Genomic DNA, 22,650 nt, shown 5'->3' on the forward strand with positions numbered 1-22,650 from the left:
AATAATACTGTTACAATAATATTAATCTTCATCTGCTATTTAAGTAAGCACATTTTTTTAGAAATTTTTATTCCATCAGATTTCAAAACATAAAAGTAGAAACCACTTGATAAATTATATTTCGAAGCATTAAATTCAACTTCAAAATTTCCAGCAGTCCCGCCAAGCGGGATTTCTTTGTTAACAAGTGTTGCTACTTCCTTTCCAAGAACATCAAACACTTTCAAAGTGACGAATGAAAGGGACGAGGGAACAGTGTACTTAATTTTTGTACTTGGATTAAATGGGTTGGGGTAGTTTTGTGATAAAGAAAACTGAGTTGGAATTGTATTCTCATTTTCTACACCAACAGCACCAGCTTGAATTGACAAATTATCCATTGCCCAACCCCAGCCAACTATATATGGATCTGAGAACATCCTTAACCTGATTAATATTTTATCTCCTCCATTAAATTTGTTTAATAGATTAATTTTATGATGAACGAAGTTCGATGAATTTGGAGTTAAATTAGAATTCCAGATATTTTGCCAATTTGGATTGAATCTACAATCGTAACCATCTTCTATGGGAAGCCAGTCTAATCCATCTTTGCTGCCTTCTATTACCACATAATCATAAAATTGAGTTTCCCCAAATACCGATCCTGTTTCTCCAGGTTCAACAATAGCAATATCGTCATATTCAATAAAAGCATTTGAATTGGCTACAGTAATTGGTACCAATAAAGTATAGTAATAATCAACCTGAGTATTGTACGGATGTAAACTATGAATTGCTGAAGATTGAAAACCTGGTAGTGTCGTAATGTTAAAATCATTACCGAAAAAATCCTGTGAATTAGAATTAAAATCATTTACATACGATACAACCGGTTGTTTATAGTCATAAATCATTACATACTTTTTAAAGGTGTGATAGGGTTTTTCATTTTTATAAGAAGCAATCTGAACTGAAATAATTCCGGGTAGTAAACCTGGGAATTTAACTACAGTATCCGCAACAGATGTATTCAATATTTTTATCTTTTTAGTTCCATTTATAAAAACCAGGGTAGAATCATACACAGACCGCAACTTTACCGCACAATTTAAAACTCCGTTTAAATCTTCAACTGTATTTACCAGCAAAGGTGATAAAGTAACAACAGGTGGTTTATATCCATTAAGTTCATTAAGAGTAACAGAAAAAATACCTCGTCCATGTGTTGCAAGTATAACCTGATCATCAACAATTTTCATATCCCAAATACAAACTGCAGGTAATCCATTATTAGTGTAATGCCAGCTTATACCATTATCAGTCGATTCAAATAATCCAATTTCAGTTCCAGCCCAAATTATATTTGTATTAAATGGCATAACAACAACACAATAAGTTACAACATTCGGAAATCCATTAGTACTAACTGATCCAGAACCAAAGCCAGTAATATCTTGCCATGATTGTCCAAGGTTTGTTGTTCTTAGAATTTTGGGTGCATCAGCAATACCAAAAGTTAAATAAGCAGTATTTGCATCGGTAGGGTGTGTATCTATACCAGCAATATTTCCTAATGTTACACCGGAATATGGGCTTACTAAATTAAAAACTATTCCTCCATCCTTAGAAAGAACGAGGTTGCTACTTTCCTTTGAATAAAATGTTCCCGCCCAAATAATTCCTGGGTCTGTAATTGAAATAGCAATCGGAGTTGAAAGCCCATTAAATGCCCAGTCACTTTGCTTAACCCCGCATTTAAACCAATTCTGTCCAAAGTTCTCGGATCGCCAAACACCAGAAGCACCGGTTGTATAAATTATATCGGGATCAGTATTGGAATTTGCAATTTTAGAAATAAAACATCCCGAGTCTGATCCAGCAACACCTAATCCATTAGTTGCAACAGTCCAATTATGTCCACCATCTGAACTGCGTCGAATATTATTGTATTGAGAAGAACCTACGAGCAAATTAGAATTATTATAATTCCAAATTGCATCAAAACCATCACCTCCAATAACTAATCTATACGCAGTTGATTTGTCTGCATTTACATTAGCAGGTGATTGGTAGGTGCCATTATCCTGTGTTCCACCGATGTATTCACTTGCTGAAGGTTTTTTATCAGCACCGTAAAATTGTGTAGTATTATAACCACCAGAAAGCGCTTCGCGCCAGGTAGTGCCACCATTTGTTGATAATGCAACTCCACCATCATTTCCATTTAAAATCCAAAAACTTTGTGTTGGGGCATCCTTTGGAATCATAACCAGATTATGATGATCGACATGAACATATGGTTTTTGGTAATATCCATAACCATCTGTTACATTAAAGAAATCTGCCAAAGGCGGTAATAGAGTAGTACCATAATTAATTCTTAAAGTAGAGGTTGGTAAATTATCTGGATTCCAAACAGTACCAAATGGTTTATATGGATGAATAGCATAAATATTTTTATATATTATTCCGTTAGTTAAAGCAACTTGCGGATCTGCAGCATCGGCATTGTATAGTATAGAATGTATAGCAATATATTCCTTGGATTGATTTGCTGATTTTAAGTCAAACTTGCCATCGTTTAGATTATCTCTAAAAGAAACCATTAATTGTTTATTATTAGTTATATCCCAAACCTGAAAAGGAACGACTACAAAGTCTTTATATTCATAACCACCATTTGCTGCAACCACAAATCGATGAGCTTTTTGAGAAACTCCAATTCCAAATCTCACTTCAACGGAAACATAATCGCTTTGAGTTAATTGGAATCCGCTTGAATCGAATTGACTGGAATTGAAAAAATCTTTACCAATTCCAACACCTGTATTATTAAAGCATCCTATCCAGTTAGTAAAAGATATAAATGAAGCTAAGTTTTCCTGATCAACACTAGTAATACCCAAAGCCGTTTGAGAAGGGGCTACCTCAGCCTTCCAAACATCAATGCCGGCAAAAAACACTACACCTTTTTTATAAGGATGCACAGCAATTGTGTTATCATACCAACCTTGCCCATTTAGCCAATCTTTACTAGTGCCATCTTTAACATAAACAGTTTGCCAATTCTGTGCAGCGTCAGTTGAAATGAATAATGCAGATGAATCAGCTGATTCTGCGCTTGCATAAATGTAGTTTGGATCGGTAGGTGAAACTGCAATTTCTACTCTGCCTCCAACTTTTAAACCTTCACTGGAATTTTGCCATGTTAATCCTCCATCAGTGGATTTAACTACTCCTTTACCATAAATTGCTGCATACAAAATTAAAAAATTATTCGGATCTGCTTTTAAATCCTGCACTCTTGATGTAGATTGATACACTCGTGTCCAAGTTGCCCCGCCATCCGTTGATCTGTAAATACTTGGTGGATTTACAGAACCATTCGGACCTTCATTAGTGCATGCCAAAACAACATCAGGATTTGTAGGATCGATTGCCATTCTATTAACACAATAAAAATCAAAGTTTGCAGTAGATAAAAGTTGATTCCAACTATTTCCATGATCTGTAGATTTAAAAATTCCACTTCCATTTACTGCGTCGGCATTGTAAAAACCTTCGCCAGTTCCGCAGAAAATTATATCGGGATTAGATGGGGATTGAATTAAAACAGTTGTTCCAAGGTTGGGTAAATCTACAGTTTTATTTTCCCAATGAAAACCTTTATCGGTAGTTTTCCAAATTCCACCGCCAACTGATCCTGCGAACCAGGTATTACCGGAAGGATCTGATACATCTACAATCAAACCTCTTGTTCTACCGCTTACATTTCCGGGACCTCTATCAATCCAACTGAGAACATTGGTGGCTTTGGTAAGTTTTTTTTGTTGTATCGATTTAGCAACTTCCTCATAAATATAATTAGGGCGGTAACCAGGTTTAGTTTCACCGCTTCTTGTCATCAAGGATCTTTTATATTCTACAAACTTATTTGGTGAATCGTTTTTCACAAAACCTTTTATCACCTTCTTCTTCTCAGAAAATAAATTTTCTCTTTTAATATTGTTTTTCTTTTTAGTCAAATTTTGATTATCAGATTGCGAAAAAAGTTGATCATTATTATTAAGCATCATTTTTTGGCAAAATGATTCCGAATTAAAAATCAAGCAGCTAATAAAAAACAATGTGATTGTTTTTGTAAAGTTGAACATATAAGTACCTCTGTAATTTATATATTAAGTTTAGTTATTATTATTACCGTTTAGTCTTTTTCTTTTGCCGAAGATCGTAAATGTATCCTTTAGAATTATTTTTAGCATCAGTTGATACCATTTCGGGAGTTATAATCACTTCTACCTGGTAACTATTTTTCCATACTACCATGGAATTGGGTCTATTGTCCTCTAAGATTATCTTATTGTTTGATAAATCATAAACAAAAAATTTCAATAACGGAAAAGGATTTTGGGCAGTAGGTTTTTTTTGATTGATTATTAGAACAAAACTACTATCTGAGTTAAATGAAAACTGAAAATCTGTACCAAATTTCTTTTCGGCAATATTTTTAAAATCATCTTTGTTTGGAGGCGGGGCTGGCTTAATGCAAGCACAATGAATAGCCAAAAAGGAAATAGTTATAAATACAAATATTGTTCTCAATGTAAAATGATTTTATGGTTTTTTTATTATCACAAAAATATTTATATTAATGTAATTAAATATTTGTTTAAACATGAGTTCTTTTACTAAATTTTAATGAATTTTTTCTTGCTTATAAATTATTTCATCAGTATAAGCTTCTTAGTTTGACTAAAATTTCCTGCTTTTAATTGATAAAAATAAATTCCGCTGGAAAGATTGCCACCATTAAATTCTACTTCATAATTTCCTGCAATCCCGCTAAGCGGGATTTCCTCGTTAACCAGTGTGGCTACTTCGTTTCCAAGAATATCATAAACTTTCAAACTTACAAATCCGAATTTCGAATTCCAAAAACTTATTTTTGTTGTTGGATTGAATGGGTTGGGGAAGTTTTGGAAGAGTATGAATTGATTCGGTAGTTGTTCCACATGATTCTCAATTTGTGCAGCTACATCTTTTGCTTTATAAAGAATAAGTCCGGAATCCCCAACACCAAATCCACGTGATTCATTAAAGAAGTAAATTGCATTAATATTTTTTGTAGTTGGTACAATTTCTTTAGTCCAGGAACCACCACTATCGGAGGATTTGAAAATCAGTCCATTGTTTCCACAAACATAAACGACCTTTTGAGATGGAGCGGATATACCGAAAAATACACCATCCCCAATTATTTCAGAGGAAACTGATAGCCAGACTGAATCACTCATTTCATTGCGCAGAACAGTTGGCGCTGCACGTAAATCTCCTTGAACACCAACAATATATCCCGGACCACTACCAGAAGAAAATTCCCCATCAAATGCTTCTGAACCTAAGCCATGAAAGAAAGTTGCAATCTCTTCCCAATTACCAGACGGGAATTCCATTTTGCGATATAGGGAATTAGAAGTAAGAGCATAGATTGGTAAGGATTGTATATATGGTCCACGCCACGAGAAAATAGAACGAATAGGAGAGTTGCTTATTTTTTCTGATGCCCAGGTTTTACCGCTATCTAGCGAATGACAGATCCAGCCGGAGTCTGCACCAATATAAATGTTGCCGGGTGCAAGATATAGTTGAGAAATATAATTTTGAAAATAGGGAGCAGAATGCCATAACCAGGTTCTGCCACCGTCTGATGTGATTCTTATTCCTCCATCACCTGTTGCAATTCCACAAGAAGTATCAAGAAATGAAACGCCATTCCATGGTACAGTTGAAGAAAGCATTATAGTTAAGTTCTTCCATGATTTTCCTGCATCGCTGGTCCTAAGTATAGAGCGACCTTTTCCTACTGCAATAGCAGTAAGTGAATCGATCATAATTACATCGGTAAGTTTTTCATCAGTTCCACTACTTTGTTTAATCCATTGAGCGTTTATTGTTATTTGATAATATGATATTAGAAATAAAATTATTATTACTCTTTTCATCATTTGCTCCTATTTAATCAAACACATTTTTCTCACTAATCTGGTTTCTCCTGCTTTCAAAACATAAAAATAAATCCCGCTTGATAGATTGCTGCCTCCGACATTGGCGGAAAACTCCACTTCATAATTTCCAGCGGGTTTTTCTTCGTTCAAAAGAGTTGCGATTTCGTTACCAAGAATATCAAATACTTTAAGAGTTACCCTCACCTGTCCTTCGGACATCCTCTCCCTTGGGGAGAGGACTGAGGTGAGGGCTGGAATAGTAAATTTTATATTTGTACTTGGATTAAAAGGATTAGGGTAGTTTTGTTCCAATTTATTTTCATTGAGATTTATATTGGGACTCATCTCTTTTGAAATTGTAACTTCGAGTTCATTAGAGTAAAAGGCAGTTCCATTGAAATCAGTTTGCCTTAACCGGTATTTATAATTACCAGGCGTAATATTTTTATCATTAAAAAAGTAATATGCTTTTTCTGTTGATGTTCCTTTACCTTTTACAAAACCTATTTCATTCCAGATTAAAGTGGATGGTGAGTTTCCCTTTTTCTCCACATAAAATCCCGAATTATTTATTTCTGTTGATGTCTGCCAATTTATATTAACTTCACCGTTATTAAATTCTGCAATAAAAGAACAAAGTTCAACCGGTATAGGCTGCCAGTACCAGAAAGGTCCTGTACTCATTCTATCAACCGATTTTCTTTGAATTGGAAAGGATGAGTATTCGTCACAACCAACATCTTTATTGTTATCTCTAACTTGTCCGTCAAAATCATCAGTAATAAAAGGATATGAACCAACTGAAGCATTTATTGCCGGACTTATCGAAGTCAATCTCCATAAAAAATCCGGATAGGATGACTGCAATTTGGGATCAATTGAGTCTATTCCAGTAGATGGTTGCATCCCGATCGGACTTCCAAACATAATATTTTTTGTCCAGCTCAGGTTTATAGGTTCTATCCTGGTTATAATAAAAGGATTCTGCTCGTCAAGGTAACTTCTGTAGATAACATTATTAGCAATGATGCAATCTTTTGGAGGTTGAGGAATAAGAGATGGATCCGACAAGTAAGGATTTCCAATATCAAAGTTGAGTTGATTATTTACAAAAGTGTTATGAACTATTTGTACATTCTTTGGTTGAGGAAAACTTCCGGACGAGGGAAAAGTGAAATCACCGCTCAGGAGATAAATTGCCGGTTTCTGTTGTAGCGACTCAAAATAGTTATTGTAAATTTTATGGTCTTCGCTCAAAATAATTATTCCGCCGGAAATATTATGTTGTCCGAAAAAATAATTACTTTCTACTATTGCTCTTTTCCCCCAGCGCAACGAAATAAATCCCGCACATCTGGTAAACACATTGTAATGATAAATATTATCATCAGATTTATTTGAAATGATTTCATCTTCTCCGTTACAATCCTCAAAATAATTATATTCGATAATATTATTATTGCCATAAGGAGAACCCGCTACACCTACCATAATTATATCTGCTCCGTTAACCAGTACCCCACCAATAATATTCGGGGAACGGTAACCAAAGTAATTAGAATCTACTTTATTCCCGAAATCACCTTCGTTTGCATCAATAACCATAAGGTTGCCAAAGTGTCTCTTATTTTTAAAGCAACAGTGATCAATCCTGTTATTGTTACCCCTTAATACTGCCCAGAAATTGTGAATGGAACTATCCGGAGGATTAAAATTATCAATTGCACAATTGGTTAACCTAAGGTGATTTCCGGTAACCCAGATTCCATTAATAGTATCCTTTATGCCTACCTCAATTATTTTGTCATAAGGATTGTCAGGAATTATATATCCATCTGTAAAATATAAACCATCTACTGTTATATACTCGCCGGTAAAAAAGAATTTTGATTGACCTGTAAAGATTGCTCTGCCCGGCGTTTCAGCACGTATAATTATTGGTTTCTGCTCATTCCCCTTTGCTTTAAAATATATTTTCTGATTTATCCAAAAACCGTTGGATAAAATAATTGTATCGCCTGGCTGAACGCTTTTCATTAACAAATGAATATCTGCAGCGGATGATACCCGGTACGTTGAACCTGCTGCTTCTGAAAAAATAATCAATAATAAAAAGAAAATTTTTCTCATAACACATCCCGAAAAAAATTATCTTAACAGAATCATTTTCTTAGTTTGATTAAATCCTGATGAGGTTGTAATTCTGTAGAAATATATTCCGCTTGGAAGTGAAGAACCGGAGAATTCAACTTCATAACTTCCGGCAGTCCCGCCAAGCGGGATTTCTTCGTTAACCAGTGTGGCTACTTCGTTTCCAAGAATATCATATACTTTCAAACTTACAAATCCGAATTTCGAATTCCGAAAACCTATTTTTGTTGTTGGATTGAATGGATTTGGGAAGTTTTGTTCTAATTTAAAATTTTCTACAACCTTAAATTCTTCCTTAGGAACTGCAGTAATTTCTGAAGTTTGCCAAACCAAGCAGGATGGATAATTTTTATTAAAGTAAACATAATTGTTAGCAATCAGAGTATCACCGGGAACATAAAGTGAATCCCCATTATTAAGATTAATATCAAAATGAGGATAAATTGAAGAACTGATTACTATCCTTAATTTATGGCCTGGTTTAATTGTTAATGCAATATTTTGAAGCTGAATTTCGACTGGATAAATTTTGCCGGGGATCATTAGAGAGTCTGAAGAATATGAACTTCTGAAACGCATTCTTCTTATACCTTGCGTTATTATTATCGATCTGTTATCAGGATAAACATCGCATAGCCTCAAAGCAAAGTCGGTATCTTTTCTATTTGATGAAATAAAAAGTTTAAGAATAGCATTACCATTTATTTTTATCTGATGACTTAAAGACTCGGTGGAAAAAATTAATACATCATTCCGGATTTCAATTGAATTGCTTATGTCAATTGGACCGTCAGGCAAATCAGTAATAAAAGGATTAAACCTGGCTCCTCCAATAGCCGGCGAAGGATCTTTTGGATCATAGTAAAATGAATCCGAGCTTATTTCAGAGAATGGTTTGTTAAATGAAAGTAGATTTCCTTCGCAAAGAAATAAAGTATCTGTCGTGGTTGAAATACTATTCCACCCGTTGGTTGAATGCCATTCATCTTCTCCAAGCTGATAATAAATTATTGTGGAATTTTTATCATAACTATTTGATTCATTTCTTAAATAATAATTAAAAAACTGCATTGCAATAGAATCAGGGTACCCGAAAGCATTAGGATACTCAATTTCACCCTGTTGAAGTTTACCAATACCTGAATGAAGCCAGGGACCGATAAGAAATTTATGTTTAAAGAGTACAGTTACATCACTTCTTTCATAAAGATCGTTAAAAGCCCGGATTACTTCATCTGGAAAATGATCAAACCAGCCGCCAATCATAAGAACAGGTATGGAAATTTCCTCTGGATAATCAGAACTTGATTCAATGACGTTCCAATAAAAATCTTTTTTAGGATGTGCAAGAATTTCTTCGGTGGAAAGGAATCCCAGTTTTGCCAGCGATTCTACGTGTTCTTTCCTGTAATCACCACCATAGTAATAGTTATTGTAAGATGTTTTATAATCCTTAACAAGAGGAACAGCGCAAATAAGATGTGGCGGATGATGTCTTGCAGTCTGAAATTGAATTAAACCTAAAGCGGAAGCCCCGTAAGTTCCAATTTTTCCATTACACCATTTTTGATTTGCAATCCATTCAATAGCGTCATAACCATCCAATCCTCTATCATATCCATCAATTTTAGCAAGTATTGATCCGTAAAATCCCCGCCAATCCATTATAACATAATTGTAATTAATACTATCGAAAGGAAAAGTAACTCCGCCGGACTGTGGCAGATGAATATTTGTACGATAAAGATTCTTATTGTAAGGAGTTTGAATAAAAATAACTGGTTTAGCAATATTTGTATCTAAAGAGTAAAGATCGGCAGCAAGTGATTTTTTAAAAGGAAAATTTACGCGCGTGGGAATCGATAACGGTATAAAACTATAAACTTGCTGCGCAATTGAATTACCTTCATAAACTGTAATGGAAAAGAACAATAAAAAAAATATTTTCTTCATTTTTTTTTACTTTAGAATGCACATTTTCTTTGAAATCCTTAGATCATCATAATTTAGAACATAAAAATAAATTCCGCTTGAAAGGTTACTTCCATCAAACTCCACTTCATAATTTCCTGTAGTCCCGCTAAGCGGGATTTCTTCGTTAACAAGCGTGGCTACTTCATTGCCGAGAATGTCATATACTTTCAAACTCACAAATTCAAAATTTGCAATCTGAAATTTGATTTTTGTTGTTGGATTGAATGGATTGGGGAAGTTTTGGCTTAATTGAAAAGTAATTTTGGATGTTTTTTCTTCGTCTCTCAAAATACCACTTATTTTATCTGGTAAATAAATTGTAATTCCATCTCTCGTTAATACAAAAAGAAGATCATCATTAAATAAAATATGTTCAGGTGGAAAATCTAATATGATACCACCTTCAATTAGTTTTGGTTCAGCAGGATTAGTGAAATCGTACTTAAGTATTCTAGAACCGAAATCGTATGATATTAAAGCATATAATATTTTCTTGGCAATATCTAACGAAACGGATTTAATGTTTGCAAACCAGAGTGGCGATATTTCACTAATAAATTGCAAGTTATAAGGTTCAAAGATTTGCGTACCATTAATTTGCACAAGAAATAAAAGAGAATCTAAACATAGCAACTCATTAGGTTCGTTTGAAACTACGTAATCATATTTAAATATTTCGGTAAAATTTTTATTTGAGTATTGGAAAGCATATAGCGGACTATTATCAAATTTGACCCAGATATTATCTCCAGTTATTTTAATTTTTTTATATTCTCCGAAGTATTGAAAATAAAAAGGTTGAATGGATTTTGAATACTCCATTTCAGGTTGATACTTATTTGTTATATCTATTACAAAGACTTCATTTTTATCATTGATTAAAAATATTTTATCTTTTCTAATATCTAAGTCAGAGGCAAGTGGGATATTCAAAGTAGAAATTAATTCGGGCTTATTGGGATTACTTATATCTATTATTTCTAGTCCTTTAATATAATCAGCCAGGTAGGCATAATTTCCTGAAATTACGATATTCCTCGTACAACCATTTAGATCAAGTTCTCCTATTATTTTAGGAACTGAACTATCAGAAACATCTATAATTTTTAATCCATCCCCCATATTAGTTGTATAAATATAATTCCCTTCCTTAATAAAATTAATTGGGTGTCCAATATTAGCACCATATATTGATTCAATTGCAGGATTATTTAGATTGTTGATATTACAAATTTCAATACCGATTGTTGTCCCAATAAATAGGTGTGTTGGATTTAAGTGCGCAGAATAGACATCCCCAGATGTTGATATTTTTTTTATTAAGTTAATTGAACTATCATAAATACTAATATTCTTTTGATACCCATATAAAAAAAAATTTTTATCCTGCCAGAATCCTCTTAACCGGTTGTGAGGATAATAATTTGTTGTAACAAATTTTGGTTTGCGTGGATCTGAACAATCAAATAACATTACTTCGCCAAAATTTTTACCAACAAGAATTCTTTTATTTCCAGATACCAGCCCAGTCAGATCCTGATCAGTTACCGGACTTTGAACTTCTTTTAGGTTATTAAGGTCAGAAGCATCAATTAATATCAAACCGGAATATACTCCAGCATATCTAGTTGATATGTAAATCACTTCATCAACAGCCGCAATTCCACTTATTTCGCTTGATTGTGTAGTCAACTGAAAAGTTTTAATAAGTTCGAAATTCAATTGATTTTTCATTTTAAGCACTTTAATATCTTGATCATAATTCCTGAAATAGAAAAACCTATCATCTATTTCTATCACTAAATTTGGCTTCCAAAAATAATGATCAATGATATCAACATCCGGATTTGATTTTATTGCATAGAATCCTTCGGTTAATATTGAGTCTTTTTCATATAAAATGCAGTTTTCATAAAATTTATTGCCTTCATAAGTATTTTTTTCTTTTCTTCCAAGTTCAACAGGATTTTTTATATCAGATATATCATAAATACCGACACAATAATTACCATTATTCTGCTGGACCAATGTAAATAAAAGGTTATTATGTTTATAGAATTCCTCAATATACATTCCGCTCCCAAAATTGATCTTTAAATTTGAAACTAAAAGGAAAGTATCCTGTGAAAAGAATGAAGTTGGTACTATGAGACAAATGAAAATAGCCTTAAAAAATAATTTCTTCATATTCAGTAAATATATTTATTGTTTTAATTTGTTATTATTTTATCAAACTCATCTTTCCCGAAATTTGATTTCCTCCAACGGTTAAGTTGTAGAAATAAACTCCGCTGGTTACGTCTCTGTCATTATTGTCTGTACCGTCCCATCGTGTTAAGTAATTCCCTCCAGGTAAATTTTCATTCAGCAACTGCTTTACTAATTCACCGTTCAAGTCAAAGATGTTTAGCTTAACATCCTGGTTGCTTAGCTTTGCTGGAATTGTAAATCTGATTATGGTTGTTGAGTTAAATGGATTAGGATAATTATGTGCAAGCAGCATTGTTTCTGGTAATGTTGTGGTGTTGTCATCTTTTTCAATGCCAGTGATTAATTTTAATCCTTCTCCTTTTGAATTGCCTTTTGAATCAGCTAAGTAAACATTTACCCAATCCGGTCGCATTGAAGGGGCAACATCATAAAGAGTCTTCCATTCTTCGTCTGATAGTCTGTAAAAATTCGTTGATAAGTGTTCGTAATAACTCATCACTGGTCCAACAAAAGCAACTGATTGATTATCAGGGGCTTCAGCAATAAATACTCCCAGATTTATTGGACCCGTTCCTGCATGAAGAATCCAGCCAACCATATTTCCAAATTCATCAGTTGGTGCAGTGTGTACGTCGGCAATAACTTTGTCATCTTTTAGCATTCCTAATCCGCCAGTATAGAACAAATCCAAATACCAACCATCAAAAGTTTGTCCACAAATATTGGCGTTATATAACATCCTGCGTAAAAAACTTTTCTCGGCTTCGCTGAATGATTGTTTATTTAATTCCTTTTTAGCGATTGAACTAAGAGTATCCATAATTGCTTCGCATTTTTCAAAATAATAATCTGTATAGACAGGATAATTTTTCAAGAACTCCTTTCCTCTAGCACAAAACTGATTAACTGCATCGTAAAATTCAGGAACCGGCTCTACAAAGCTGAAAGGATAGGAACATATAACCCCGCCTGAATAAGACTGTTTTGCATAAAGAAGGTTATCATGCCGCAGTTGTGCCCACGAGGAAAGCTGAGTGTTCATTTTTTCCTGCCACCATCCGGCAGATTGCATAAACTGTGGTAGATTTGTTCTATCGTTTGGTGGATTTAATTTCCGGATAGAATTCAACCAAAGATTATATAGGCTAACCTCCCAAAAATCATTATCATATCCGTCAATCAAATATCTTAATGCTGCAAGATTTGATGAGTAATGATATTTATCTAATTCAGAAACAAGAAGCTGAGCTGAAGCATCATTTCCCAAAGTATAAAGAACATCAAGCGTAGAAGGAAGCATTCGTTTTATTCGGCTATTATTAAACAAAATTTTATCAAACACTACCTGGGATGTAACATAGGAATCAATAATGAACCTTTGCCCAAACAATAAAAATGAACTGGCAGGAATGATGCTGTCCGGACTATTAAATCCCGTCATAATAATTTGGGAAAGAATCCTTTGAAATGCGTAAGCCTTTGTTTTTAAGGAATCCTGAAATGATTTTAATTTACTTTTATCAAGAAGATCTGACGCGTTTTTTATATCTATCGCTTGAACCAGTGATTTTAAATTTGGTGGGGTTACATTATCAGATTCTCCGACAAAGAATTTAATAACATCATCAAGCTCTTTCCATTGGGAAGTAAGATTACCCAATTCAATTGCTTCATTTACTAATAATGCATCAATTGTTTGCCTCTGAATATCTTCTTCAGTTGGTGCAGGTTCAATTGCCCGTGGAGATAAAAGATAAATTTCAGTTCTGCCCAGCCACATCATTGTCTTAAAATATGTTGCAAGTTTCGGAAAGTTGGAATCTGTGTAGTGTCCTCGCACTTTAAATTGGCTGTAATCCATTATTCTATTCGTCGAAGAGAAAAGAGAATCTTCAATTGGTTTCTCTGCACTAATGTAATTAAATATTTTGTTTATTTCCGGTCGGGTTAAATCAGAGTAATATGGAATTGCAAAATCCCCCATCAGTTTTATGGCAACTGTTAAATAAATATCCAGATCATACAATTTTCTTGTCATCATAGGATTATTAGAATATTTAGTATGGAGGTAAGATTGCTGTTCTTTTAATTTTTTTAAAAATGTATCCAGTTTGGGGATTAAAAAATTTACTTCCACGGTTTTAAGAATCTCATCATATGACATATGTAAAGCATGAAGTATTGCATCCGTTGAGATAAAAACTGGTAAGTCTTTGTGCCATATATCTCCAAAAGCCTCGCCAAAGCTTTTATTTGTTAATCTCTCGGATACCATAAATCCATTCTTTTGTATCAAAGATTTTTCTTGTTCCGTCAGATTGTACTTGAAGCAGATCGAATCGAAGTACACCGCATCCTTTGGTTGAAGTTTTAAATCTCCTTTAAATATTCCGGTAGGATGAAGATTGAGCAATTGACCTGAAGTCATATTCTGATTATTAGACAGAAATTGTTTATAGGAATTCAAATCAAATGGTTCCGTTTGAGCTTGAGCATAGATACACAGCAGAAAGAATAAATTAATATTGCAAAGTAAAATTCGAAATTTCATTTTAATTTCCTCGTTTTTTTTATTTTATCAAACTCATTTTCCGAACAAATCTATTGCCACCAGCTTTCAAATCACAAAAATAAATCCCGCTTGAAAGATTGCTACCTCCGACATTGGCGGAAAATTCCACTTCATAATTTCCAGCCGATTTTTCTTCATTAACAAGAGTGGAAACTTCGTTGCCGAGAATGTCATATACTTTCAAACTTACAAATCCAAAATTTGCAATTTGAAATACGATTTTTGTTGTTGGATTGAATGGGTTGGGGAAGTTTTGAGATAAGATAAATGGTAATTTATTTAGAGATTTATCATTTACATCACCCCAAGCGGGTATAAATAATGTCCGTGCAACCCAAATATCTTTTTTATTATTTGATTCATGAATCCAGAAAATGGATACATAGTATTTACTTGAATCCTCTACTATACAGACATCTGGTTCAAAGTCCATCCCTTCCATAGAGGAAATATTTAGAATTGTATCACCACTACCCTCAGAATAACTTAGTAAAGGGGCAGCATAAATTTCCGTATCGTTTATTAATGAATCTGAATTAAAAATTAAAAGAAATGGGGTAATCGCCCTTGCTGAACTTGTTGGAACGGGGTAATCAAAAATAAAAGGATTTTCATAATTGCAATATTTATTAGAGGTGATTGCAAAATCTGTAGAGTAAATATTGCCAAAAGCTATGTTCCATACAGAATCTTTTTTGGTTTGAAATAATATTAAGAAACCATTATGAAATTTTGGTTTTTTATTGTCCCCATCAGAATATATACTGGATTTTACCCAATCATCTGACTCGTATTTTTGTTGCCTGGCATAATAAATATCTCTTTTTCCTTCGATTTCTTTTTCATAGACAATTGCTGATTCATCCATATTATCATAAAAAGATTTATCCAAATCGGGATTCGAACAATTGCTAGAGTCTATAGTAAACATATCACTAATCGACGGATTTAATTCTTTTCCAACTAATTTCCCATTAATAGACCATACGATTCTAGAATTAGCCAAGGTCATTTGTTCATTATTGACTGATTCATCAGATATTAGAAAAGTTGAACCCAAGGAATCATTAGAAAAATATCTTAAATAAATCTGCCATCCATTTTTATCTGATACCTGCCAAGCAATTTTACCATGAACAATTTGAGCATTACTTTTCAATTGATAATCTGACGAGACTATAATATCCTTGGAGATTATAGGACTTATTTTTTTTACATAAACAGTATAAAGAGAATCAATTTCATTAATCCAGGTAATATAAATATCAGAATAAGTGTAACCACTTATACCGAAATCAAAATTATTACCCGTGTTGGTAATAAATGGAACCTTCTGAAACTCTTGGGTATAAATAGTACTTAGAGTAATGAATACTAATATAAGGATAGTTGTTTTCATTAAAATTTCTTAGAAATTTATTTTATCAAACTCATCTTTCCGGATATTTGATTTCCTCCAACGGTTAAGTTGTAGAAATATACTCCGCTGGTTACGTCTCTGCTATTATTGTCTGTACCATTCCATCGTGTCAGATAATTTCCAGCGGGAAGATTTTCATTCAGTAACTGTTTTACTAATTCACCGTTCAAATCAAAAATGTTTAGCTTTACATTCTGGCTGCTTAGCTTTGTTGGAATTGTAAATCTAATAATAGTTGTTGAGTTAAATGGATTAGGATAGTTCTGTGCAAGCAGCAATGTTTCCGGTAATGGTGTTGTGCTTCCATTTTTTTCAACTCCAGTTATTAATTGTAATCCATCACCTCTTGAACTGCCTGATTCATCTGCTAAATATAAATTTACCCACGAAGGACGCAGCGAGGTCTTTAAATATGTTTCTTCCCATTCCTGATCCGTTAACCGTAAAAAATTTGTTGATGTGTATTCATAATAACTTAAATGTGGTCCAACGAATGCAACAGTTTTATTATCCGGCATATCGATCAAGTACACACCAAGATTTATCGGACCAGTTCCCACATGAACAACTGCTCCAAGATCGTCACCAGAACAATCTGTTGGAACAGTGTGTATATCCGCAACAATAAAGTCCATCTTTAGTAAACCATCCCAACCTTCAGGATCATCATAAAAAAGCTTTGCATACCATCCACCAAACGGCGGAGCACCACTTTCGTGTACATTTGTATAAATCAATTTCTTCAGAAAGAAAATTTCACTTTCAAGTAAAGGAGTTGAAGAAATTTCTTTATGAGTTATCGATATAAGCGTATCAGTAATATTTTTAAGATCGCTAAAGTAGGCTATTATTTTGTCTTTTAAGTAAGAGGGTGAGAAATTTAAAACTTCAAATTTTTCTTTGGAAATTTGAGATAGCAATTTAAAACTTTCAAAAAATTCCGGGAATGGTTCAACAAACGCGTATGGATAAGAGCAAAAGCTACTGCCGGTATATGATTGTTTTGCATAAAGAAGATTATCGTGCCTCAGTTGAGTCCAAGATGCAAGCTGTGTATTTAACAGTTTCTGCCAGTATGCCGCTGTTTGCATGAATGCAGGAAGATTGTTCCTGGTTTCGGGAGGATTAAGCTGCTTGATAAGATTTAGCCACGAGTTATAAATTGTTCCGTTCCAGAAATCTGATCCGTAGGAATCAATTAAATACCGCAGTGCCGCCAGGTTTGATGAATAATGATAACCATCTAATTCCGGTTTAAGCAGTTGGGCAGCAGCATCATTTCCGAGCGCAAACATTGGATCGAGAGTGGAGGGGAATAACCGGCAAATCTTTTCACCATTATATTTGATTCTATCATATACAACGCTTCCGGTAACGTATGAATCAATTACAAATCTTTGCCCGAATAACAAAAATGCTGATGCCGGAATTATGCTATCAGGCGACATTGGATCGCTGTAAAGTATTTGAGACAGGATCAATTGATTGGCAAACGACTGAACTTTAAGTGTGTCTTCAAATTGCTGCAGCTTAAGTGAATTAAGAAGTTGCGCCGCACTGGTTATTTGAATAGCCTGTTTCAAGTATTGAACATTCGGCAGCGTTACATTATCCGGATGACCAATAAAGAACTCAAGAACATTTTCTATGTCATCATAAATTGAAGAAACATTTGACTGTTCGAAAAGTTCAGAAATTAAAACCGCATCAATTATTTGTCGTTGTATATCCTCAAAGGTTGGGGTGGGACAGGGAAATGGAAACGATCGCGATGCTGATAAATAAATTTCAATTCGTCCCAGCCACATCATTGTTCTAAAATATTTTGCAAGCTGTGGAAGATGTTCATCAACATAATGACCGCGTGGTTTGAACTGACTGAAATCAATCGTTCGGCATGAATTGGAAAAAATTGCATAGTCTGCAGGTTTTTCCTTTTCAATTAAACTCATGATCTCATTTATTACATTGTTATTACTTGAATAATACGGTGTAGCTGTACCAGTTAAAAGTTTTAATGGAACCGTCAAATACACATCTACATCTTTTAGCTTTTGTTCCATTGCAGGATTGTTAGAATATGTAGCTTCAAGTGACGGAAGTTGGCTATGCATTTGGGTAAGAAGGTTTTCAAGTTTAAGGATCAGAAATCCAAGTTCAACATCTTTCAAAATTCTATCATATGATCGATGAAATGCATGAAGAATTGCATCGGTTGAAACATATACTGGCAAATCTTTCTGGTATATATCAAAAAAGGCATCGCCAAATGTATTATGGGAAAGTCTTTCACTAACCATAAAACCATTTTTTTGAATCAATGATTTTTCCTGTTCGGTAAGGTTATACTTAATGCTGATCGAATCGAAGTAGGCAGCATCTTTCAGTTGAAGTTTTAGATCTCCTTTAAAAACACCGGCAGGATGAAGATTAAGCAGCATTTCTGAATTCATATTCTGGTGGCTTTCAAGAAATTGCTTATATGATTGAACATCAAAAGTTCCTGCTTGAGCATTTACCAAAACATTAAAGAAAGCAAACATTAAAGTGGAAACAATGTAACCCCGGAGTTTCATAACTGACCTCCTATTTTTATCTGGCTGTAATCTATAAAATAAGATTAGTTAAATCAAGAATATTATTAAATTACCTTACGCAAAGAATTGTAATTGTCATATTGAGCGGAGCGAAATATCTCAAAACAGTTTGAAATCGAGGTGTCGAGATTCTTCACTCCGTTCAGAATGACAATTTTGTGTAAGGTAACTTATTTAATAATGTAAATCGACTTTTGTATTATTTGATTTTAGTTTCTGGTGTAGTATATCCTGTGGCTTTTTTCCCGAAATTTTATTTCAATATAAATTGAATTAGAAAAATTATCATAGTTTTGTAACCAAATAAATATTCCCGGCGTCTAAAGAACAGAATAAAAGAGGTTTAATATGCAATCCAAAACAATTTTCAAAGTTCTTCTGCTTCTATCATTTATTTTTATTACGGTAGCTTCAGTATATGCAGATGATGTAAGAGTAATCCACGAAAAAACTTTTCAAACGGAAATGGGTAAATCCTTTAAGCTAAATACCAGCAGCGGAGATGTTTATATTTCTACATGGGATAAACCGGAAGTTTATGTTAAAATAAGTGGTAACAAAAAAGCACACGATAAAATGAAATTCAGGTTTGATAAAGACAATAATGGAGTTACCATTGAAGGGAAGCGTGATTCCTGGTTTAGCTGGTTTAATTGGAACAATGTTTATGTTAAATATGAGGTTAAGTTACCAGCAAACTATAACGCTAATATTTCAACTGCCGGCGGCGATATTAAGATTTACGATATTAAAGGTACTATTAACTTTGAAACATCCGGAGGTGATATTTTTGTTAAAAACTCTGAAGGAGTGGTCCATTCATCAACTTCTGGTGGTGATATTACAATTGAAATGAGCAAGGGAAAATTAGATCTCTCTACTTCCGGTGGCGATATCCATGCTAAAAAATTTGATGGCGATTTGTCTGTTTCCACTTCCGGTGGAGATATTGTTTTGGAAGGACAAAATGGTAAGGTAAATGCTTCAACTTCCGGAGGTGATATTAACCTTACTTATTTAGCAGTGAATAAAGGAATTGATTTAAGTACAACCGGTGGCGATATCTACGTTAAAGTTCAATCCGATTTCTCAGCAAATGCAGATCTTTCAACTACTGGCGGTGATGTTACTTGCGATTTACCAATTACAAGCAAAGGTAAAATAACTGCATCTAGAATCAGGGGAGAAATTAACGGTGGTGGACCTTCAATGGAATGTTCAACAACCGGTGGCGACATAAAAGTTACAAAATAATTCCAATCAGGGATTTGGAAACATTGAGATGATTTGGTCTCAATGTTTCCAGGATTCTTGGTGGTGGTTGTATATTTTCATCTTGCTTTTAAGTTGAATTCCTTTTCCCCCATTTCCCTTATCCCTTTCCCATTTTGCATTATCCCTCAACCATTGCTGCTTACCGTGTAATAATTACTCTTCAAATTGTAAAAAAAATGATCCATTCCTTCCTTTGATTTTCTTTCCACTAATCCTTTATCCTTGTAAAAATCTCCTTTTTTGAATACTTTTGATTCCAACATATGAAAAGATTCCTTTTAGTTTTTATCGCATTTTTATTATTGGATAAATCGTCTGCGCAGGATAATTTATTTTCCACAGAAAGTTTTATTATAAAGCTATCCGGAGCTAATCTCTTAGTTGAAAATCTTGAACGTAATATCGTATTTGAAAAAATATTTTCCCATCCGAAAGGATTTGTAGTGGATATGGATAATGATGGGGCGGTTGAGTTTTTAGTGAATGATTTCACAATACGCCAGGGAAAAAGTTTCTATTCAACTTTTTTATATAACACGGTTGATACGTTTTATTTAATTGATTCAATCTATTCTGGCTTAAAAGAACCTTACTATTCTTTTTCTGATGAATTGAATGAAGTGATTTTAATAACCGGAAGTCCGGATTTTGATTCTCTTAATACATCGGAAATGGAAACAATTTATTCGCCTTTGGTTTGCTGGGGGTTTGTAGGTTTTGAATTAGCAATTGTGAATGACCAACTTTATGATTTTTTCATTGCTGAAAATGAAAAGTATATTGACTTTATCGATCAGTTTTACAAAAGTAAAGGAACAGGATGCAATTCCACTTCGCTATTAAAATCTGTTATTGCCGCTCTTTTTGTAAATTATATTTATGCTGATGAAAAAGCAGTTGCAGAAAAATCAATTCAACAATATTATAATTGCGATGACAGAGAAAAGTTTAAAGAAGCTATTAAAAAATTATTATAGGAAATAAAATGAAATTAGATTGGAATGAATTCCTTGGCAAAACCATAAACATTACTATGAAGGAAAACTACGGAATGGTTTACGACATCAAAACTGAATCACCACTTTACGAAATTGTTTTCAAAACCGGTAAACTTATCGGCGTTTACGATGAAGGACTTCTTTTAGAAACCACCAGAGAAAATCAAACTGTTAAAATATTTGTATCACATTTATCTATAAAGTGTGTTGAGATTTACTATGTATAAGAATAAACTCATTCTGAATTTATTTTTAACTTCTCTATTTTTTATTTTGAATCTGTTTTCAATAGAAGCACAAACTGAAATCAAATCTTTAAAAGTCTATGCCGGCAGTTCCCAAGATTCAATACCGATCATAGATGGTCAGAAAAATTCATTAACAATTGAATTTGACGTTAAATCAGTTGGTGAACCGATGTTTAATATCATTTTTAAGTTTTGCGATAGAGATTGGAATCCTTATAATAATTTATTTCTTTCCAATACAGGGTACAACACAGTTTTTCAACATCAAATGTTTTATGAAGTTTTGCCCCCGCAAATTAAAGAAGTTGATTTTCATTACAAGGGTAGTTTTCCAAACGATAGAAGTAGTGTAGATTTCCCATTCTCTGGCAAATGGAAATTTTATGTAACTGAATCCAATGATACTTCAAAAGTTTATGCAGTGGGAAAATTTATTGTTGTAAACAATCTCATCGAAGTTTCTGCTAAAATTAAAAATGAAACACTTGAAAAAATTTACTTTCCAACTGATCTTGGAAGAATTTTTCAATTGGATCTTGAATTGAATTTACCAGAAAACTATTTTCCTTCTAATGTACAGGGAATTGAGATAATTGAAAACCAGAAAATTGAATATCCGTATTATGTTGATAGAAAAGGCAACAGCGATTTACGTGCATATTATTGGAACGGCAGCAATAAATTTAGTTTTATGTCTAAGGAAATAAGACCCGGGAATTCTTATCGACAGGTTGATTTAAGAAATACAACAATCAATATGGCAAAGCAAGTGTACGCGCAATTTGATGGAGTGGAAACTTCACGATTCTTTGTTTCGCCCGGGAAAGATTTGCACGGTGGTTCCCTGGTTGCAAAATATAGTGATCAATTTGCAACTTATCTTGATGTTACTTTTCGATTAAGACCACCTGCAGAAATAAACAGTAAAATATTTCTCGTTGGTTCTTTTAATAACTGGCAGGTGCTTCCTGAATATGAAATGCAAAATAGTGGTGGTCTATTTACAACCACAGTTCAGATTAAGCGTGGGATTTATGATTATCAGTATGTAACTGCAGATCTAAATGATGGGAAGATAAGCAATATTGATTGGTATATTCTGGAAGGAAATAACTGGAATACAAAAAATTATTACAGCATCTTCCTTTGGTATTCTGAACCTGATAAAGGTGGTTATGACAGAATAATTGGCTATCAACAAATTATGAGTAATTAAA

General features: G+C 33.6%; 14 protein-coding genes. 4 read left to right on the forward strand and 10 right to left on the reverse strand.

Annotated features, from left to right (window positions below; translation table 11 throughout):
• Positions 1–35: 35 nt before the first annotated feature.
• The 9 genes from NTX22_02025 to NTX22_02065 form a co-directional block, all read right to left on the reverse strand.
• Positions 36–4,058: a T9SS type A sorting domain-containing protein gene (locus NTX22_02025; GenBank protein MCX6149284.1), complete on the reverse strand. Its 4,023-nt coding sequence runs from the start codon at positions 4,056–4,058 to the stop codon at positions 36–38.
• Positions 4,059–4,179: 121 nt separating this feature from the next.
• Positions 4,180–4,584: a hypothetical protein gene (locus NTX22_02030; GenBank protein MCX6149285.1), complete on the reverse strand. Its 405-nt coding sequence runs from the start codon at positions 4,582–4,584 to the stop codon at positions 4,180–4,182.
• Positions 4,585–4,703: 119 nt separating this feature from the next.
• Positions 4,704–5,984 carry a YCF48-related protein gene (locus tag NTX22_02035; GenBank protein MCX6149286.1) on the reverse strand — a complete coding sequence of 427 codons (1,281 nt, stop codon included), beginning with the start codon at positions 5,982–5,984 and terminating at the stop codon, positions 4,704–4,706.
• A 9-nt stretch (positions 5,985–5,993) separates the two neighbouring features.
• Positions 5,994–8,117, reverse strand: a complete 2,124-nt coding sequence (locus NTX22_02040; protein ID MCX6149287.1) for a hypothetical protein — start codon at positions 8,115–8,117, stop codon at positions 5,994–5,996.
• An 18-nt stretch (positions 8,118–8,135) separates the two neighbouring features.
• On the reverse strand, positions 8,136–10,091 hold the full coding sequence (locus NTX22_02045) for a CocE/NonD family hydrolase (GenBank protein ID MCX6149288.1): 1,956 nt from the start codon (positions 10,089–10,091) through the stop codon (positions 8,136–8,138).
• A gap of 6 nt (positions 10,092–10,097) precedes the next feature.
• The gene (locus NTX22_02050; GenBank protein ID MCX6149289.1) at positions 10,098–12,185 is read right to left on the reverse strand and encodes a T9SS type A sorting domain-containing protein; all 2,088 of its coding nucleotides are present in this window, start codon (positions 12,183–12,185) and stop codon (positions 10,098–10,100) included.
• Between the two features lie 148 nt (positions 12,186–12,333).
• Entirely contained in the window at positions 12,334–14,874 is a 2,541-nt protein-coding gene (locus NTX22_02055; GenBank protein ID MCX6149290.1) for a DUF3160 domain-containing protein, read from the reverse strand.
• 19 nt (positions 14,875–14,893) lie between these two features.
• Positions 14,894–16,294 (reverse strand): T9SS type A sorting domain-containing protein, encoded by a 1,401-nt coding sequence (locus NTX22_02060; GenBank protein ID MCX6149291.1) that lies wholly within the window; start codon positions 16,292–16,294, stop codon positions 14,894–14,896.
• A 17-nt stretch (positions 16,295–16,311) separates the two neighbouring features.
• Positions 16,312–18,891 (reverse strand): DUF3160 domain-containing protein, encoded by a 2,580-nt coding sequence (locus NTX22_02065; protein MCX6149292.1) that lies wholly within the window; start codon positions 18,889–18,891, stop codon positions 16,312–16,314.
• A 369-nt stretch (positions 18,892–19,260) separates the two neighbouring features.
• Here NTX22_02065 and NTX22_02070 point away from each other — a divergent pair, with 369 nt between their 5' ends.
• Positions 19,261–20,166, forward strand: coding sequence for a DUF4097 family beta strand repeat-containing protein (locus NTX22_02070; GenBank protein ID MCX6149293.1), 906 nt, complete (start codon positions 19,261–19,263; stop codon positions 20,164–20,166).
• A gap of 146 nt (positions 20,167–20,312) precedes the next feature.
• On the opposite strand, the gene NTX22_02075 is transcribed toward NTX22_02070, so the two are convergent.
• Positions 20,313–20,450 (reverse strand): hypothetical protein, encoded by a 138-nt coding sequence (locus tag NTX22_02075; protein ID MCX6149294.1) that lies wholly within the window; start codon positions 20,448–20,450, stop codon positions 20,313–20,315.
• Between NTX22_02075 and NTX22_02080 the strand changes: the two genes are divergently transcribed.
• From NTX22_02080 to NTX22_02090, 3 genes are read left to right on the forward strand one after another with little or no spacing between them, the layout of a single operon-like run.
• On the forward strand, positions 20,451–21,164 hold the full coding sequence (locus NTX22_02080) for a hypothetical protein (GenBank protein MCX6149295.1): 714 nt from the start codon (positions 20,451–20,453) through the stop codon (positions 21,162–21,164).
• A gap of 8 nt (positions 21,165–21,172) precedes the next feature.
• Positions 21,173–21,412 (forward strand): hypothetical protein, encoded by a 240-nt coding sequence (locus NTX22_02085; GenBank protein MCX6149296.1) that lies wholly within the window; start codon positions 21,173–21,175, stop codon positions 21,410–21,412.
• Entirely contained in the window at positions 21,405–22,649 is a 1,245-nt protein-coding gene (locus NTX22_02090) for a glycogen-binding domain-containing protein (GenBank protein ID MCX6149297.1), read from the forward strand. The genes NTX22_02085 and NTX22_02090 overlap by 8 nt, the downstream gene beginning before the upstream one ends.
• The last annotated feature ends 1 nt before the right edge of the window (position 22,650 follow it).

The organism is Ignavibacteriales bacterium, assembly GCA_026390815.1.
GTDB lineage: Bacteria > Bacteroidota > Ignavibacteria > Ignavibacteriales > SURF-24 > JAPLFH01.

What these genes read in the sequence shown, in the direction of transcription:
- NTX22_02070 (MCX6149293.1), top strand. Translation starts at nt 19,261, where the DNA reads ATGCAATCCAAAACAATTTTCAAAGTTCTTCTGCTTCTATCATTTATT.
- NTX22_02055 (MCX6149290.1), bottom strand. Translation starts at nt 14,874, where the DNA reads ATGAAATTTCGAATTTTACTTTGCAATATTAATTTATTCTTTCTGCTG.
- NTX22_02080 (MCX6149295.1), top strand. Translation starts at nt 20,451, where the DNA reads ATGAAAAGATTCCTTTTAGTTTTTATCGCATTTTTATTATTGGATAAA.
- NTX22_02060 (MCX6149291.1), bottom strand. Translation starts at nt 16,294, where the DNA reads ATGAAAACAACTATCCTTATATTAGTATTCATTACTCTAAGTACTATT.
- NTX22_02075 (MCX6149294.1), bottom strand. Translation starts at nt 20,450, where the DNA reads ATGTTGGAATCAAAAGTATTCAAAAAAGGAGATTTTTACAAGGATAAA.
- NTX22_02035 (MCX6149286.1), bottom strand. Translation starts at nt 5,984, where the DNA reads ATGAAAAGAGTAATAATAATTTTATTTCTAATATCATATTATCAAATA.
- NTX22_02050 (MCX6149289.1), bottom strand. Translation starts at nt 12,185, where the DNA reads ATGTATATTGAGGAATTCTATAAACATAATAACCTTTTATTTACATTG.
- NTX22_02040 (MCX6149287.1), bottom strand. Translation starts at nt 8,117, where the DNA reads ATGAGAAAAATTTTCTTTTTATTATTGATTATTTTTTCAGAAGCAGCA.
- NTX22_02025 (MCX6149284.1), bottom strand. Translation starts at nt 4,058, where the DNA reads ATGATGCTTAATAATAATGATCAACTTTTTTCGCAATCTGATAATCAA.
- NTX22_02090 (MCX6149297.1), top strand. Translation starts at nt 21,405, where the DNA reads ATGTATAAGAATAAACTCATTCTGAATTTATTTTTAACTTCTCTATTT.
- NTX22_02085 (MCX6149296.1), top strand. Translation starts at nt 21,173, where the DNA reads ATGAAATTAGATTGGAATGAATTCCTTGGCAAAACCATAAACATTACT.
- NTX22_02045 (MCX6149288.1), bottom strand. Translation starts at nt 10,091, where the DNA reads ATGAAGAAAATATTTTTTTTATTGTTCTTTTCCATTACAGTTTATGAA.
- NTX22_02065 (MCX6149292.1), bottom strand. Translation starts at nt 18,891, where the DNA reads ATGAAACTCCGGGGTTACATTGTTTCCACTTTAATGTTTGCTTTCTTT.